Annotated in this window: 14 protein-coding genes; 10 read left to right on the top strand and 4 right to left on the bottom strand. The window is 64.8% G+C overall.

What is annotated here, in order from left to right:
• Positions 1–70 precede the first annotated feature (70 nt).
• The 9 genes from dusB to LOY69_RS03250 all read left to right on the top strand — a co-directional run bounded on the left by dusB (position 71) and on the right by LOY69_RS03250 (position 9,653).
• The gene (gene dusB / locus LOY69_RS03290; protein WP_016968220.1) at positions 71–1,084 is read left to right on the top strand and encodes a tRNA dihydrouridine synthase DusB; all 1,014 of its coding nucleotides are present in this window, start codon (positions 71–73) and stop codon (positions 1,082–1,084) included.
• Positions 1,081–1,401, top strand: a complete 321-nt coding sequence (gene fis, locus LOY69_RS03285) for a DNA-binding transcriptional regulator Fis (RefSeq protein WP_007921650.1) — start codon at positions 1,081–1,083, stop codon at positions 1,399–1,401. Before dusB ends, fis begins: the two co-directional genes overlap by 4 nt.
• Positions 1,402–1,483: 82 nt before the next feature.
• Complete coding sequence (purH, locus tag LOY69_RS03280; RefSeq protein WP_102862991.1) at positions 1,484–3,091, top strand: bifunctional phosphoribosylaminoimidazolecarboxamide formyltransferase/IMP cyclohydrolase; 1,608 nt, start codon at positions 1,484–1,486, stop codon at positions 3,089–3,091.
• Between the two features lie 189 nt (positions 3,092–3,280).
• Positions 3,281–4,570 carry a phosphoribosylamine--glycine ligase gene (gene purD, locus LOY69_RS03275; protein WP_265074126.1) on the top strand — a complete coding sequence of 430 codons (1,290 nt, stop codon included), beginning with the start codon at positions 3,281–3,283 and terminating at the stop codon, positions 4,568–4,570.
• A 100-nt stretch (positions 4,571–4,670) separates the two neighbouring features.
• Positions 4,671–7,457, top strand: coding sequence for a hybrid sensor histidine kinase/response regulator (locus LOY69_RS03270; RefSeq protein WP_110650877.1), 2,787 nt, complete (start codon positions 4,671–4,673; stop codon positions 7,455–7,457).
• Positions 7,458–7,520: 63 nt separating this feature from the next.
• Positions 7,521–8,117, top strand: coding sequence for a MarC family protein (locus LOY69_RS03265; protein WP_003171467.1), 597 nt, complete (start codon positions 7,521–7,523; stop codon positions 8,115–8,117).
• A gap of 56 nt (positions 8,118–8,173) precedes the next feature.
• The gene (locus LOY69_RS03260) at positions 8,174–8,626 is read left to right on the top strand and encodes a hypothetical protein (protein WP_265074125.1); all 453 of its coding nucleotides are present in this window, start codon (positions 8,174–8,176) and stop codon (positions 8,624–8,626) included.
• A 23-nt stretch (positions 8,627–8,649) separates the two neighbouring features.
• Positions 8,650–9,195 carry a CPCC family cysteine-rich protein gene (locus LOY69_RS03255; protein WP_265074124.1) on the top strand — a complete coding sequence of 182 codons (546 nt, stop codon included), beginning with the start codon at positions 8,650–8,652 and terminating at the stop codon, positions 9,193–9,195.
• The gene (locus tag LOY69_RS03250) at positions 9,192–9,653 is read left to right on the top strand and encodes an SMI1/KNR4 family protein (protein ID WP_265074123.1); all 462 of its coding nucleotides are present in this window, start codon (positions 9,192–9,194) and stop codon (positions 9,651–9,653) included. Before LOY69_RS03255 ends, LOY69_RS03250 begins: the two co-directional genes overlap by 4 nt.
• 54 nt (positions 9,654–9,707) lie before the next feature.
• Here the strand turns inward: LOY69_RS03250 and cobJ are convergent, their stop codons facing one another.
• From cobJ to cobG, 4 genes are read right to left on the bottom strand one after another with little or no spacing between them, the layout of a single operon-like run.
• On the bottom strand, positions 9,708–11,429 hold the full coding sequence (gene cobJ, locus LOY69_RS03245) for a precorrin-3B C(17)-methyltransferase (RefSeq protein ID WP_265074122.1): 1,722 nt from the start codon (positions 11,427–11,429) through the stop codon (positions 9,708–9,710).
• The gene (locus tag LOY69_RS03240; RefSeq protein ID WP_102862984.1) at positions 11,429–12,160 is read right to left on the bottom strand and encodes a precorrin-2 C(20)-methyltransferase; all 732 of its coding nucleotides are present in this window, start codon (positions 12,158–12,160) and stop codon (positions 11,429–11,431) included. Before LOY69_RS03240 ends, cobJ begins: the two co-directional genes overlap by 1 nt.
• Positions 12,160–12,786: a precorrin-8X methylmutase gene (locus tag LOY69_RS03235; protein ID WP_102862983.1), complete on the bottom strand. Its 627-nt coding sequence runs from the start codon at positions 12,784–12,786 to the stop codon at positions 12,160–12,162. Before LOY69_RS03235 ends, LOY69_RS03240 begins: the two co-directional genes overlap by 1 nt.
• Positions 12,779–14,092 carry a precorrin-3B synthase gene (gene cobG / locus LOY69_RS03230; RefSeq protein WP_320110044.1) on the bottom strand — a complete coding sequence of 438 codons (1,314 nt, stop codon included), beginning with the start codon at positions 14,090–14,092 and terminating at the stop codon, positions 12,779–12,781. Before cobG ends, LOY69_RS03235 begins: the two co-directional genes overlap by 8 nt.
• 131 nt (positions 14,093–14,223) lie before the next feature.
• Here cobG and cbiE point away from each other — a divergent pair, with 131 nt between their 5' ends.
• On the top strand, positions 14,224–15,438 hold the full coding sequence (gene cbiE / locus LOY69_RS03225; RefSeq protein ID WP_265074121.1) for a precorrin-6y C5,15-methyltransferase (decarboxylating) subunit CbiE: 1,215 nt from the start codon (positions 14,224–14,226) through the stop codon (positions 15,436–15,438).
• The last annotated feature ends 23 nt before the right edge of the window (positions 15,439–15,461 follow it).

Raw genomic sequence — 15,461 nt, 5'->3', positions numbered from 1 at the left:
CATCGAGAGCGGGTATCATGCCAACCCTTTTTCGAACTCTCATGATCCGGCCCCACAACAGGGAAGTCCTATGTCGGCGGTACGCATCGGCCCATATACATTGCACAACGGCTTGATTCTCGCCCCGATGGCGGGGGTCACCGACCAGCCCTTTCGTCAGCTTTGCAAGCAGTTGGGCGCGGGCCTTGTAGTCTCGGAAATGGTCACCAGCGACATGAGCTTGTGGAACAGCCGCAAATCGCGGTTGCGCATGATCCACGAAGGCGATCCCGAGCCTCGCTCGGTACAGATTGCCGGTGGCGATGCACAGATGCTGGCAGACGCCGCCCGCGCCAACGTCGAGTTGGGCGCACAGATTATTGATATCAACATGGGTTGTCCGGCGAAGAAGGTCTGCAACAAGGCTGCCGGTTCCGCGTTGCTGAAAGACGAAGCCCTGGTCAACGAGATTCTCCAGGCGGTGGTGGCCGCAGTGGATGTACCGGTCACCCTGAAGATCCGCACCGGCTGGGACCGGCAGAACAAGAACGGCCTGACGGTGGCGAAGATCGCCGAGCAGGCGGGCATCACGGCACTGGCGGTCCACGGTCGGACCCGGGCCGACCTGTACACCGGTGAAGCCGAGTACGACACCATTGCCGCGATCAAGCAGGCGGTGTCGATTCCGGTCTTTGCCAACGGCGATATCGACTCGCCCGAGAAGGCCCGGCAGGTATTGCACGCCACCGGGGCCGACGGGTTGTTGATCGGCCGGGCCGCCCAGGGGCGGCCATGGATTTTTCGTGAAATCGAGCACTTCCTGCGTACCGGTGAAACCCTCCCGGCACCGGAGCTGTTCGAGGTGGAACGTATTCTGCTAGAGCACCTGGCCGCGCTGCATGCCTTCTATGGGGAGGTCATGGGCGTCCGCATTGCGCGCAAGCATGTGGGCTGGTATCTCGCAACCCTGCCGGGCGCCAGGGAGTTTCGCGCCCACTTCAATCGTTTGGAAGATACGGAAGCACAATGCGCCAACGTTCGTGAGTTCTTTGCCGGACGTTACAAGAGCCTGGAAACAGGGGACGGAGAGGGGGTGGCCGCATGACGATGATGACCGAGACTTTAGTGAGTGGAACTGCACCCGTGAGCGACAACGTGAATTTGAAACAGCACCTCAATACCCCCAGCGAAGAAGGCCAGACCCTTCGCGGGAGTGTCGAGAAGGCGCTGCACAATTATTTCGCCCACCTTGAGGGCGCTGCCGTCACGGACGTGTACAACCTGGTGCTCTCCGAAGTCGAGGCTCCGTTGCTCGAAAGCGTGATGAACTACGTCAAGGGCAACCAGACCAAGGCCAGCGAACTCCTGGGTCTGAACCGCGGCACCCTGCGCAAGAAACTCAAGCAGTACGATTTGTTGTAAGCATTCAATCAAACCAGAAAGGCGCCCGCGTAAAAAACGGTCGCCTTTTTTGCTGACTCCTTTGCTTTTGATGGAAATTGAGATGACCGACCAGACTACCCGCCTGCCGATCCGCCGCGCCTTGATCAGTGTTTCCGACAAGACCGGGATCCTCGAATTCGCCAAGGAGCTGGAAGCCCTCGGTGTGGAGATCCTCTCCACCGGCGGGACCTTCAAACTGCTGCAGGACAACGGCGTGGCCGCAGTGGAAGTCGCGGATTACACCGGTTTCGCGGAAATGATGGACGGCCGGGTCAAGACCCTGCACCCGAAAATCCACGGCGGTATCCTCGGTCGTCGCGGTATCGACGACGCCATCATGAACGAGCACGGGATCAAGCCCATCGATCTGGTGGCGGTCAACCTCTACCCCTTCGAAGCCACCATTTCCAAGCCCGGCTGCGACCTGCCGACCGCCATCGAGAACATCGACATCGGCGGCCCGACCATGGTCCGCTCGGCGGCCAAGAACCATAAGGACGTGGCCATCGTGGTCAATGCCAGCGACTACGCCGGCGTCCTGGAAAGCCTCAAGGCCGGCGGCCTGACCTACGCCCAGCGTTTCGACCTGATGCTCAAGGCCTTCGAACACACCGCCGCCTACGACGGCATGATCGCCAACTACATGGGCACCGTGAACCAGGCCGCCGAGACCCTCTCGACATCCGGCCGCAGCGAATTCCCGCGGACCTTCAACAGCCAGTTCATCAAGGCCCAGGAAATGCGCTACGGCGAGAACCCGCACCAGAGCGCGGCGTTCTACGTGGAAGCCAAGCCTGCCGAAGTCGGCATCGCCACCGCCACCCAGCTGCAAGGCAAGGAGCTGTCCTACAACAACGTAGCCGACACCGACGCCGCCCTGGAATGCGTGAAGAGCTTCGTCAAGCCGGCCTGCGTCATCGTCAAGCACGCCAACCCGTGCGGCGTGGCGGTAAGCCCGGACGCTGAAGGCGGCATCCGCCAGGCCTACGAACTGGCCTACGCCACCGACACCGAATCGGCCTTCGGCGGCATCATCGCCTTCAACCGCGAACTGGACGCCGAAACCGCCAAGGCCATCGTCGAGCGTCAGTTCGTCGAAGTGATCATCGCCCCGAGCGTCAGCGAAGAAGCCCGCGCCATTGTCGCCGCCAAAGCCAACGTGCGCCTGCTGGCCTGTGGCCAGTGGTCGGCAGACCGCGTACCGGCCTGGGACTACAAGCGCGTCAACGGTGGCCTGCTGGTGCAGAGCCGCGATATCGGCATGATCAGCGCCGATGACCTGAAAGTGGTGACCAAACGCGCCCCGACCGAGCAAGAGATCCACGACCTGATCTTCGCTTGGAAAGTCGCCAAATACGTCAAATCCAACGCCATCGTCTACGCCAAGAACCGCCAGACCATCGGTGTCGGCGCCGGCCAGATGAGCCGCGTGAACTCGGCGCGGATCGCTGCGATCAAAGCCGAACACGCCGGCCTGCAAGTGCAGGGCGCAGTGATGGCTTCCGACGCCTTCTTCCCGTTCCGTGACGGCATCGACAACGCGGCCAAGGTCGGCATCACGGCGGTGATCCAGCCAGGCGGCTCGATGCGTGACAACGAAGTGATTGCCGCAGCTGACGAGGCTGGCATTGCGATGGTGTTCACCGGCATGCGCCACTTCCGTCACTGATACGACAACGGTCGCACTGGCACCGGCATCTGCTGCGTTGGAGCCCACCCCGATGACGCTCATTGCCAACAGGCAACTGCGCTCATCGAGGTGGGCTCCGCCTTGCATCTACCTCTGTCATTGCAACCTCCTGAGGCGTGCAGCGCTTCAGGTTCCAAAACAGAATTAGCGTCATCCGAGGTTTTTGAAATGAATGTACTGATCATTGGTAGCGGCGGTCGCGAACACGCCCTGGCCTGGAAAGTCGCTCAGGACCCACGGGTCGAAAAAGTATTCGTCGCCCCCGGCAACGCCGGTACCGCCATCGAAGCCAAGTGCGAGAACGTCGCCATCGACGTCCTGGCCCTGGAGCAGTTGGCGGATTTCGCTGAGAAGAACGTCTCCCTGACCATCGTCGGTCCGGAAGTACCGTTGGTGGCCGGCGTGGTGGATCTGTTCCGCTCCCGTGGCCTGGACTGCTTCGGTCCGACCGCCGGCGCCGCGCAGCTGGAAGGTTCGAAAGCCTTCACCAAGGACTTCCTGGCACGCCACAAGATCCCGACGGCCGACTACCAGAACTTCACCGAGATCGAGCCGGCCCTGACCTACCTGCGGGAAAAAGGCGCGCCGATCGTGATCAAGGCCGACGGCCTGGCCGCCGGTAAAGGCGTGATCGTCGCCATGACCCTGGCCGAAGCCGAAGAAGCCGTGCGTGACATGCTGGCCGGCAATGCCTTCGGTGATGCCGGTTCCCGCGTGGTCATCGAGGAGTTCCTCGACGGCGAGGAAGCCAGCTTCATCGTCATGGTCGACGGCAAGAACGTGCTGCCCATGGCCACCAGCCAGGACCACAAACGCGTCGGCGACGGCGACACTGGCCCCAATACCGGTGGCATGGGCGCTTACTCGCCAGCACCGGTGGTCACTTCAGAAGTGCACCAGCGGGTGATGGATCTGGTGATCTGGCCCACCGTTCGCGGCATGGCCGAGGAAGGCAACGTCTACACCGGCTTCCTCTATGCCGGTCTGATGATCGACAAAGCCGGCAACCCGAAAGTCATCGAGTTCAACTGCCGCTTCGGCGACCCGGAAACCCAACCGGTGATGCTGCGCCTGCAATCGAGCCTGGTGCTGCTGGTGGAAGCCGCCCTGGCCCAGGCCCTGGACAAGGTCGAAGCCCAGTGGGACCCACGCCCGAGCCTGGGCATCGTCCTCGCCGCCGGCGGCTATCCTGGCGACTATGCCAAGGGCGCGGCCATCACTGGCCTGGACGCCGCCGCTGCACTGGAAGGCAAGGTGTTCCACGCCGGCACCGCACTCAAGGACGGTCAGGTCGTGACCTCCGGCGGCCGGGTGCTCTGCGCCACCGCCATGGGTGACAGCGTCGATGCCGCCCAGCAACAAGCCTACCGCCTGGCGGCCAAGATCGACTGGCAGGGCTGCTTCTACCGCAACGACATCGGCTACCGTGCCATTGCTCGTGAGCGCGGCCAGGAGTAAAGCTGCCAGCGCCCCCCGGCAAGGGCCTCGCGCCCTTGCCGTGCGGTGATCACGCCGCGCATAGTTATAATCAGGCATCAACCAATGAAGGGATTTCGCCGTGCGCTGGCTCAGGACCGCCCTAGGCTTCACCGTCACATTGCTGACCTTGCTCTGCTTGAATCCGGCCCTGGCCGCTCAAGGCAGTGGCTGGGCGGTTTTGCTCGACGAACAGGCCGACCTGCAGCTCAGTGATATCCGCTCCCCGCGCTACACCAACCAATTCAGCCCCATCGAACTGGACAAGCTGACCGCAGCCGAACCCGACGGCGCCCTGTGGTTGCGCTTCAAGCTCCAACCGGGAACCCACGAGCAGATCCTGCGGATCTTCGCCCCCGACCTGTCCCACCTGAATCTCTACGTGCTCGACGGCGACAAGCTGATCGAACAAGTGAACACCGGCGCCAGCCAGTCGCAAGCCCAAAAGCCTTTGCCCAGCAGCGACTTCATGCTGCCACTACCGCAAAGTGCCAAGCCGCTGGACGTCTATCTGCGCCTGGTGTCCGAACATGAACTGCGTCCCTACATCACCCTGCAATCGGCTGTGATGGGCGCCGCCGACCAGAGCCAGACGCTGATCTACGGCCTGTTGTTCGGCTGCCTGGCGATGCTGATCCTGCACAACCTCACCCGCTTCGCCTACACCCGTTCACGCAGCAGCCTGTGGCTGGCAGCCTGTGAAGGCCTGCTGACCCTCAGCCTGTTGATGCTGCTGAACCTGCTCGGTCCCTGGCTACCGGACTGGCAAGCGTTGCAGACACCGGGCGCCTACGTGGCCCTGCTGCTGACCGCGCCCTGCGGGATGATGTTCGCCTACCGCTTCTTCGCTCCACTGGGCCCGCACCCGCTGAACCGCTTGCTGCTGGGCAATATTCTGCTGATCGGCCTGTTCGGTCTGTTGCTGCTGTTCGTCAACACCCTGCCGCTGAACATCATCACCTACGGCCTGGTGGCCCTGGCCGGCCTGAGCATGCTGTTCGTTGGCGCCTACCACTGGCACCAGGGCTATCGTCCGGCCCGGCTGTTCGTCACCGCCATGGTGATTTTCAACCTCGGCACCCTGGTGATTCTCCCGGCGCTGCTGGGCCTGACCCTGGTAGCGCCGCAAGGGTTGATCGTCACCCTGCTGAGCGTGGTGTGCATCGCCGGGTTGCTGATGAGCATTGCCTTGGGCGAACGCCAGCGCAACATCACCGAGAACCGCTTCAGTGTCAGCCGCGACCTGGCCGCCAGCACCGCCGAAATCAATGCCAAGGCCGAGTTCCTGGCCAAGATCAGCCACGAGATCCGTACGCCGATGAACGGTGTGCTGGGCATGACCGAGTTACTGCTGGGCACCCCGCTGTCGGTCAAGCAGCGTGATTATGTGCAGACCATTCACAGTGCCGGCAACGAGCTGCTGACCCTGATCAACGAGATCCTCGACATCTCCAAGCTGGAGTCCGGGCAGATCGAACTGGACGACGTGCAGTTCGACCTCAACGCCCTGATCGAGGATTGCCTGAGTATCTTCCGGGCCAAGGCCGAACAGCAGAACGTCGAGCTGATCAGTTTCATCCAGCCCCAGGTGCCGCGGGTCATCAGCGGCGACCCGACGCGCCTGCGCCAGGCCCTGCTGAGCCTGTTGGAAAACGCCCTGAAGAAGACCGACGAAGGCGAAGTGCTGATCGTCGTCGCCCTCGACGAGCGCAGCAGCAAACCGCGCCTGCGCATTGCCGTACAAGACAGCGGCCAGCCCATGGATACCGAGGAGCGCGAAGCGCTGCTGCACACCGAACTGCACAGCAAGAACTTCCTCGCCACCACCCGCCTGGGGGGCAACCTGGGGCTGGTGATCGCCCGCCAGTTGATCCTGCTGATGCACGGCGAATTCGGCATCAAGAGCGGCACCAACCAGGGCAGCACCCTGTGGCTGACCCTGCCCCTGGACGCCGAGCGCCTGGAACATCCCACCGCCGACCTCGACGGCCCCTTGCAGGGCGCGCGGGTGCTGGTGGTGGACGATAACGACACCTGCCGCAAGGTGCTGGTGCAGCAATGCAGCGCCTGGGGCCTGAACGTCAGCGCCGTGCCTTCGGGCAAGGAAGCCCTGGCCCTGCTGCGGACCAAGGCGCACCTGCGGGACTACTTCGACGTGGTGCTGCTGGACCAGAACATGCCCGGCATGACCGGCATGCAGCTGGCGGCGAAGATCAAGGAAGACCCGAGCCTGAACCACGACATCCTGCTGATCATGCTCACCGGCATCAGCAACGCGCCAAGCAAGGTGATTGCGCGCAATGCCGGGATCAAGCGCATCCTCGCCAAGCCGGTGGCCGGCTACACCCTCAAGACCACTCTGGCCGACGAGCTCAGCCAACGCGACAAGGCCCCCGCCGCGCCCTACAACATGCCCCTGAACCCGGCACCGGGTCCGGCGCCGATCACCGTTCCCAGCGACTTCAGCATCCTGGTGGCCGAAGACAACAGCATCTCCACCAAGGTCATCCGCGGCATGCTGGGCAAGCTCAATCTGCAGCCCGACACCGCCAGCAACGGCGAAGAGGCCTTGCAGGCAATGAAGGCCAAGCGCTACGACCTGGTGCTCATGGACTGCGAAATGCCGGTGCTCGACGGTTTCTCCGCCACCCAGCAGTTGCGGGCCTGGGAAGTCGGCAACCAGCGGGTGCGCACCCCGGTGGTGGCGCTGACCGCGCACATCCTCGCCGAGCACAAGGAGCGCGCGCGCCAGGCCGGCATGGACGGGCACATGGCCAAGCCGGTGGAGTTGTCGCAACTGCGCGAGCTGGTGGAACACTGGGTCACCCAGCGCGACCTGCGCGAGCGCAGCACCGCGCACACCAGTTGAGCCGACAGCCTGCGCGGCGCCTGTTAAACTCTGGCTCGCCCTCCCTAGTCGTGAGCTCCCGCCATGCTCCACGTGCTGTTCAGCGTTTACCTGAAGATGCTGGTGCTCTATAGCCCGTTCTTCGTCCTCTCATGCTTCATCAGCCTGACCCGCGGCTACTCCTCCAAGGAGCGCCGACGCCTGGCCTGGAAAGTCGCCCTGGCCACCCTGGTTTCCAGCGTCTTGCTGTACCTGTTCGGGCGGGTGATCTTCAGCGTGTTCGGCATCACCGTGGACGCCTTCCGCATCGGTGCCGGCAGCGTGCTGTTCATCTCGGCCCTGGGCATGGCCCAGGGCAAGTCGGCTGTACAGACCGACAACGTGCAACAGGACGTGACCATCGTGCCGCTGACCATTCCCCTGACCGTAGGCCCGGGCACCATCGGCGCCCTGCTGGTGATGGGGGTCAGCCAGCCCCACTGGGACGACAAGCTCACCGCCATTCTCAGCATCGCCCTGGCCAGCCTCACCGTGGGCGTGGTGCTGTACCTGTCCAACCGCATCGAGCGCATCCTTGGCGACCAAGGCTTGCAGATCGTCAGCCGGCTGATGGGACTGTTCGTCTGTGCCCTGGCAGCACAGATCATCTTTACCGGGGTAAGGGGTTATCTGGTCCCTTAGGTCCGCCAGGTCTCGAAACTGTAGGAAACCTTCCCAGCAGGAGCAGGAACCGCACCATGCCCTACAGCGCCGACACGGCCTTTATCCAGCAACAATGGCAGGCCGGGTACTTCCCCCGGGAAAACACCCTGGTCCTCAACAGCGGGTTCTACTGCCTGTTCGACCTGCCCTACGAACATCCCCGGCTGAGCAACAAAGTCTGGATGCCGGCCCTGGACTTCCCAGGCAGGGATGAACCTGATTTCGTCACCACCCTGGGGTTTGCCGCCGAAGGCCCGCAGCCCTTTCATGCCCAGTGCGGTGAGACCGCCGGGCACGGCGGCGACGGCTTCCTGGCCTTGCTGGAAAAGGACACGGATGCACTGATCTGGCTGCTTGTCCTCAGCGAAACCAATCCCTTCTGCCGAGTCGAGATCCACGACCAGCAGATCCATGCCGAGTCGACCTCCGGCGTCACCGTGCGGGTCCCTGTCGAGCGCCCCGATCAGTTGACCCTGGTCTGGCCATGAACCGCCCGCCCACACCGAGCCCAATGAAAAAACTGAGCGCCACCGCCGCCATCGACCTCCTGAGCACACACAGGCTGCCCGGCCTCGACCTCGCCGCTCGGGCTTCCCTGCTCCTGGACTGGTGGGGGATCGACAGCGACAACCTTGAATTCGCGACACTGCCACCCGACCTGCAGCAACAGCTCATCTCGCAACCGGAGCCCCCGGACGATGCGCAAGACCCGCGCTACGACGCCCTGCTGCTGGTCGCCCTGCGCGCCGAGTATCGCGGCGTGACCCAGCTGTACCTGAGGCGCTGCCTACGTGAAGCAGGGCTGGGCGACTACGCCGTCAGCGCGGACATCGAGTACCTTGAGGCCTGTCCCTGCTGCGGTTATCGAACCCTCACGGCGCGGGGCGACTACCAGATCTGCGACCTCTGCCATTGGGAGGACGACGGCAGCCAGGCGCTGGATGTGCTGAGCGGACCCAACCACAAAACCCTGGGCCAGGCCCGGGAACACTTTGCCCAGCAGCAGGGCCGCCTGCCCTTGGATAAGTGGCCACACATCAGCAAGGACCACCCATGATTCCCCCGCAGTTGATCGCCCTGATCGAAGCCCAGCCCCGCTTCCGCCCGCGCCCCGACACCGCCGAGGTCACCCGAGCGCTGGCAACATTGGGGATTGCCCTGGACAGCGAGTTCGCGCAGATCTACCTGACCTGTCACCCCGCCGACTTCTTAGACCGAGTGAGCTACGGAGCGCTGATGAACATCGACGGGCCCAGTGATGAAATCCTGATGAGCACCGAGTTCATTCATGAAGTCTGGGAGTTGCCCAAGAACTTCATCGCCCTCACCTCACTGCAAGGTCAAGGCGGCTACTTGCTGGACAAGGACAGCGGTGGCGTCTGGGATTTCGACCTGGGCGACCGGGAAGCTTTCGTCGCCGGCCGCATCCCGGCCAGATGGGCCAGCTTCTTCGAATTCATCACCTGGCTGCTGACCGCCACGGACAAGGATGAGGATGAGGACCCTGCGCGCTAGAAGCCGCTGCCGGCGATGGCGATCTTGCGAGCGCCTTCGCCGGCAAGCCGGCTCCTACAAGGGTTTATTGCCGTACCAGCGCGGGGTGTAGACCCACTCGCCACCCTCGGCCCGGGGGAAGACGCAGGTGGTGGAAGAGCCCACCAGCACCATGGTGCGCATGTCCACCTGCTCCGGGGTCAGCTCGCCCAGGGTGATGACCCGCAAGGTCTGGCCCGGACGGCCAATGTCGCGCCCCAGCACCACCGGGGTTTGCGGCGTGCGGTGCTGGCGCACGATCTCCAGGGCCCGGCCCAGTTGCCAGGGTCGGGAACGGGAGATCGGGTTGTAGAAGGCCAGGGCCAGATCGGCCTGGGAGGCGAGATCGAGGCGCTTCTCGATGATGTCCCAGGGCTTGAGGTTGTCGGACAGCGACAGTACGCAGAAGTCATGACCCAGCGGCGCGCCGGCCTGGGCGGCGGTGGCCAGTGAGGCGGAGACGCCCGGGAGGATCTCCAGGTCGACACGATGCCAGGCCGGATCGCTGGATTCGTGCAGGGCTTCCAGGACCGCCGCGGCCATGGCAAACACCCCCGGATCACCGGACGACACCACCACCACCGAACGGCCCTGGGCCGCCAGTTCGAAGGCGTGCCGGGCACGCTGCATTTCTTCGCGGTTGTCAGTGCAGTGCATCACCTGATCGGCGCGGAACGGGCCGGCCATGCGCACGTAGGTTTCATAACCGAGGATGTCGTTGGCCCGGGCCAGTTCGGCTTTCACCGCCGGCACCATGAGTTCGGCAGCACCAGGACCGAGGCCGATGACTGCCAGGCGTCCGCGGGGACGACCAATCCGCTCAGGGTCCAGGGGCTGGCTGGCCACGGCGATGGCGATGTCGTCCCCCACCTTCAGCGGCGGCAGCAATTGCGGCACGGCTTGCTGTGCCAGTTCGACGACACTGCCGGCGGCCGGCAGGAAACGCAGCGGCACACCCAGTTGCGCAGCCGCCTGATGCAGGGCGCGATCGGCCATGTCACTGTCGGCCGCCAGCAGGCAGGCGACGGACTGCACGGCAATTCGCGCCTGATGCAGGGCCTGACGGATGTGGGTGGCGAGGCCGGTATCGCTTTCGCCAGCAAGCTGGCCGCTACGGCAAGCGACCAGGACGCTGCAGGGGTAGATCAGCAGCTCATTATCGGCCGGCTCGCGCTCGGCAGAGCCGACCCGGATGGTCAGGCGGGCCTGATCGTTCTCGGGCAGCTTGGCCGCGGCCAGCCAGGGCGCGGCGCCTTCGATGCGCACGCTTTCGCCACCCAGCAGGTCGGAAACGAAACGCTTGCCCAGCTCCAGGTCGCCCAGGGCATAACCGCTGGGCGGGTTGAGCAGGCAGGTGCCGAAGCGCAGTTCGCCACTGGTGGTAATGGCCGCAGCCACGCCAAGGCCCGCGGCGATTTCCCGGGCCATGACGTTGACGCCGCCCAGGCCACCCAGCAGCGGCACCACGGCGCTGCCGTCTTCGGCAACGGCCAGCACCGGCGGTTCGGCGCCTTTTTCCAGCAGCAGCGGGGCCAGGGTGCGGATCACGATCCCGGCCGCGCACAGGGCGATGATGGGCGTGTCCTGTTGATACAGCTGGCGCAGGGTGGCGCCGAATTCGTGGTAGATCCGATCAGCGCCTTCGACCCGTTCCGCCAGACCGTGGATCAACGAATCGGGATACAGCCGCTGGATCTGCCGTGCGGTGTCGAGACTGCCTTGGCCAAGGATGACGATGGCCGGAATTGAACGGGCCATCAGCCTTGCCACCTTTCGCCGGGCACGATGATCAGCGAGAAGTACGGCGAGGACATCGGCTCCACGTCATCCAGCGGCACGATCTTCTGGTTGGCCATGGTGGCGCGCTCGACGTACAGCGCACGCTGCGCCAGCCCCAGCTCTTCCAGGACCTGGCGCACCTTGGGGAAATTGCGCCCCAGCTTCATCACCACCGCCGCGTCGGCGTCCGCCAGACGCCGCTTGAGCTCGTCATGGGGCAGCACGCCCGAGAGCACCGACAGGCTCTGGTTGCGATACACCAGCGGCGCGCCCAGTACCGACGCGCCGCCCAGCATCGAGCACACCCCGGGCACCACTTCGGCCTGGTAACGCTCGGCCAGACGATCGTGCAGGTACATGTAGGAACCGTAGAAGAACGGGTCGCCTTCGCAGATCACCGCCACATCCCGACCGGCATCCAGATGCAGCGCCAGCTCCTGGCTGGCGCTGTCGTAGAAATCGCTGATCACTTGCTCGTAGGACAGCGGCGCCGGCAGCACTTCGGTGGTCACCGGGTACACCAGCGGCAGCAGGGTCTGGGCCTGTTGCAGGTGCCCTTCGATGATGCCGAAGGCGTTGCCTTTCTTGCCCTTGGCCACGAAGTAGGCCACCACCGGCGACTCGCGCAGCAGGCGCAGGGCCTTCAGGGTAATCAGCTCCGGATCACCAGGACCCACGCCAAGGCCGATCAAACGTCCAGGTTGCTGCATCATTCGATCTCCGTGGCCAGGGCGTTAACGGCGGCGGCGGCCATGGCGCTACCGCCCAGGCGACCCTGCATGATCACAAAGGGCACGCCGCGGCTGTCGGCGGCGAGCATCGCCTTGGATTCGGCGGCGCCGACGAAGCCCACCGGGAAGCCGAGGATCAGCGCCGGTTTCGGCGCGCCGGCGTCGAGCATTTCCAGGAGGTAGAACAGGGCGGTGGGCGCATTGCCGATCACCACCACGCTGCCTTCCAGGTGCGGACGCCAGAGCTCCAGAGCCGCCGCCGAGCGGGTGTTGCCCAGCTCTCGGGCCAACTCCGGGACGCTGTCATCGCGCAGGGTGCAGATCACTTTGTTGTTGGCCGGCAAGCGTGCCCGGGTAATGCCTTCAGAGACCATCCGTGCATCGCAGAGGATCGGTGCCCCGGCGGCCAGGGCATCACGCCCGGCCTTGCCGGCGCCCGCGGAGAATTGCAGGCCATCGATGGCCTCGACCATGCCGCAGGCGTGGATCACCCGTACCGCGAGTTTTTCCAGGTCGGCGGGAATGCGATCCAGCTTGGCTTCTTCGCGGATGATCGCAAAGGAGTTGCGATAGATCTCCTGACCGTCGCGGATGTAATCAATCATCTAGGTGGCTCCGTGGGCGGGCATCAAGCAGTGCCTCTGCCGCTTCAATAGAAAGGTTGCGTGCGTGCAGTGCGCCGAAACCCGGCTGCGCTGCATCGCGTAGATACAAGTCGTAACGCCCTGGGGCCGTCGCCAGCAGGGTGGCCGGCGCCACATGGGCGGCGGCGCAGGAACGGGAGCAGGCCGACAAATGCACCGCCTGCTGACGGCCATGACCCTGGAGCAGGGCTGCCAACTTCAGCGCATCGCCCTTGGTGTCGGCCAGGGCTTTGCCGCAGCCACTGGAGCCAGTACAGGCAATCAGGTGGGCCAGGGATTGTTCAGGGCGGCACAACAGGCCCAGTTGGCCCAGACGTGCCGTGACCCCGGGAGCATCCGCCGGGGCAATGCCGGGCAGCAGCAGGCTCTGCCAGGGTGTGAAGCGCAGGCTGGCGTCGCCGTACTGTTCGGCCAGTTGCGCAGCGCCCTTGAGCATGACGGGATCAAGGCGCCCCAGGGGCGCAACCGCGCCGACATAGACCTGTCCGCGTTCACGCTGTGGATAAGTTCCCAGGTGCAGCCCAGCGACCGAGGCCGGACGCTGCCAGCCGTCGATACTCAACAAGGGCCGGCTCAGGCGCAGGTTCAGTTGGGCAAGAAAATCCGCCACCGGCACCTGCGCCAACAGGTGGCGCATCCGCGTCTGCTCGGGCGTGGCCAGCTCGAGAAACAGCTCCAGCACCGCCACCAGCAGTTCATGGCCCAGTTCCTGGGGCACTGCCGCCAAGGGTTTATCCACAGGGCTGCCCGCCAGGCCAAAGGCCAACAGCAACTGCCCCTCCCGCACCAAGGCGGCCAGCCACAGATCGTGATGATGTTCGAGCATGGCCAGGGCTTCGCCGCCATCGAGCTGCACGGCGAACTTGGCCGACAGTTCATGGAAGCGCGAGTGGCTCTGCAAGGTCTCGAGGATCTGCCCGGCCAGGGGCCGGGTGTCCATCAGCAATTGCCGGTCGATGCCGGCGCTGGGGCTGAGCATCAGGTTGCGCACATCGTCGCCGGCGGCGGTGGTCGGTCCCAGGCCGGCCGCCAGCAGTTTGTCGATCAGTGCCTGGTGCTCGGCGCCGATCCCGCGAATCTGCAGGTTGGCGCGGTTGGTGGCCTCGATCACACCGCCGGCATAAGCCTGCGCCGCCTCGGCCACCGCCGCTGCCTGAGCTGAACTGATGACGCCGCCCGCCAGCTTGATCCGGCAGATGCCGCCGTCCAGCGCCGGGACAATGCGCAGCAACCCCGGGCAGGCCGAGGGGCGGATGGCGGTGGACATAGGACGTTCGTTCAAAGGGGCGACCGGCAGTGTGGGAAAAGCGCTTCGTCAGCGAAGGCGCGGTATTATGCCTGCTTTGTCCGAAGGCATGAAAAGCCTGCCGGTCGGAACCTTAGGTTTGAGGAATATAGATGTCGCCCTGGCTGACAGTAGTGGGAATCGGTGAAGACGGCTTCAAGGGCCTGGGCAGGAACGCCCGCCATGCCCTGCTGGGCGCTTCGCGGATCGTCGGCGGCCAGCGCCAGCTGGATCTGCTGCCGGCGTGCATCCGTGGCGAACGCCAGTTGTGGTCCAGTCCGTTCTCGCTGGAGCCGGTGCTGAGCCAACGCGGCACGCCCGTCTGCGTGCTGGCCAGCGGCGATCCGATGCTGTTCGGCGTAGGGGCCAGCCTGGCCCGGCAACTGCCGGCCGAGGAGCTGCAGGTACTGCCCTTTCCTTCCTCCTATTCCCTGGCCGCCGCCCGCCTGGGCTGGGCCCTGCAAGAGGTGGTCACGCTGTCGGTGGTGGCACGCCCGATTGCCGCGCTCAACGCCCAACTGTTCAGCGGCGTGCGCCTGCTGGTGCTGAGCAATGACCGCCACAGCCCGGCGGCCATCGCCGGACTGCTGCGCGAACGCGGCTTCGGCCCGAGCCGGATCACGGTACTGGAGCACTTGGGCGGGCCCTTGGAGCGACGCCTGGACAGCACTGCCAATCAATGGAGCGATCCATCGATCGCCGACCTCAACCTGCTGGCCATCGAATGCCGGGCGGCGGCCGATACGCCGCAACTGTCCCGTCTGGCTGGCCTGCCGGACTCGGCCTTCCGCCATGACGGCCAGTTGACCAAGCGGGACGTGCGCGCCATCACCCTGGCCCGCTTGGCCCCGGTGCCCGGTGAACTGCTCTGGGATGTGGGGGCCGGCAGCGGCTCCATCGGTATTGAATGGATGCGGGCCCACCCCAGTTGCCGGGCCCTGGCCATCGAAGCCGATGACGGCCGCCAGCAGTTGATCGAACACAACCGCGACGTGCTCGGGGTGCCCGGGCTGCAACTGATTCGCGGCAGCGCGCCCCAGGCCCTGGCCGGACTGGAGCGTCCAGATGCGGTGTTCATCGGTGGTGGGGTGACCCGCGAAGGCGTGTTGCAGACCTGCTGGGAGCAGCTCAAGCCCGGTGGGCGCCTGGTGGCCAACGCGGTGACCCTGCAAAGTGAAATGACCCTGATGCACTGGCGCGACCAGTACGGCGGTGAACTGACCCGCATCCATATCGCCCAGGCCCAGCCCCTGGGGGAGTTCGACACCTGGCGCCAGGCCCTGCCGATCACCCTGCTGGAGCTGCACAAACCCCGGGACCTGCCATGAACCTTGCAGGAGCGGGCTTGCCC

The sequence above is a fragment of the Pseudomonas sp. B21-059 genome (assembly GCF_026016285.1).
Taxonomy (GTDB): domain Bacteria; phylum Pseudomonadota; class Gammaproteobacteria; order Pseudomonadales; family Pseudomonadaceae; genus Aquipseudomonas; species Aquipseudomonas danubii.
This window is presented reverse-complemented; position numbering and strand designations above follow the sequence as displayed.

Bases quoted from the DNA above. Each gene is read 5' to 3' on its own strand.
- LOY69_RS03240 (WP_102862984.1), bottom strand. From the start codon at position 12,160: ATGCAGCAACCTGGACGTTTGATCGGCCTTGGCGTGGGTCCTGGTGAT.
- fis (WP_007921650.1), top strand. From the start codon at position 1,081: ATGACGATGATGACCGAGACTTTAGTGAGTGGAACTGCACCCGTGAGC.
- LOY69_RS03235 (WP_102862983.1), bottom strand. From the start codon at position 12,786: ATGATTGATTACATCCGCGACGGTCAGGAGATCTATCGCAACTCCTTT.
- LOY69_RS03265 (WP_003171467.1), top strand. From the start codon at position 7,521: ATGCTCCACGTGCTGTTCAGCGTTTACCTGAAGATGCTGGTGCTCTAT.
- purH (WP_102862991.1), top strand. From the start codon at position 1,484: ATGACCGACCAGACTACCCGCCTGCCGATCCGCCGCGCCTTGATCAGT.
- purD (WP_265074126.1), top strand. From the start codon at position 3,281: ATGAATGTACTGATCATTGGTAGCGGCGGTCGCGAACACGCCCTGGCC.
- LOY69_RS03260 (WP_265074125.1), top strand. From the start codon at position 8,174: ATGCCCTACAGCGCCGACACGGCCTTTATCCAGCAACAATGGCAGGCC.
- LOY69_RS03255 (WP_265074124.1), top strand. From the start codon at position 8,650: ATGAAAAAACTGAGCGCCACCGCCGCCATCGACCTCCTGAGCACACAC.
- cobG (WP_320110044.1), bottom strand. From the start codon at position 14,092: ATGTCCACCGCCATCCGCCCCTCGGCCTGCCCGGGGTTGCTGCGCATT.
- cbiE (WP_265074121.1), top strand. From the start codon at position 14,224: ATGTCGCCCTGGCTGACAGTAGTGGGAATCGGTGAAGACGGCTTCAAG.
- LOY69_RS03250 (WP_265074123.1), top strand. From the start codon at position 9,192: ATGATTCCCCCGCAGTTGATCGCCCTGATCGAAGCCCAGCCCCGCTTC.
- cobJ (WP_265074122.1), bottom strand. From the start codon at position 11,429: ATGGCCCGTTCAATTCCGGCCATCGTCATCCTTGGCCAAGGCAGTCTC.
- dusB (WP_016968220.1), top strand. From the start codon at position 71: ATGTCGGCGGTACGCATCGGCCCATATACATTGCACAACGGCTTGATT.